Source organism: Liquorilactobacillus uvarum DSM 19971, from assembly GCF_001434935.1.
Lineage (GTDB): Bacteria > Bacillota > Bacilli > Lactobacillales > Lactobacillaceae > Liquorilactobacillus > Liquorilactobacillus uvarum.
On sequence record NZ_AZEG01000145.1, the window covers coordinates 1 to 230 of the forward strand.

Annotated in this window: 1 pseudogene; it reads right to left on the reverse strand. The window is 43.9% G+C overall.

Going from position 1 to position 230, the window contains the following annotated elements:
• Nucleotides 1–230: pseudogene (locus FD20_RS12840) on the reverse strand (excinuclease ABC subunit A); the annotation flags it as partial.

Here is a 230-nt window from a genome sequence, read left to right on the forward strand (position 1 = left end):
CGGTTTCAATTTCGACTTGGTTAAAATAATCTCGTGGCAATACTTGCGAATTACCCAGGCTAGCTTCTTTAACCTTAGTTGGTTCCGTAACTTGCGCGCGATCAATTCCCCAGGCCGTAGCAAATAACTGACTACCAATGACGCCAAGCTGCTGTTTGAGTAAATAAGGGTTAGTATGGGCTAGCTCATACATATTGTGAATGTGAAGGCGGTTCAAACGTTTCGCCATA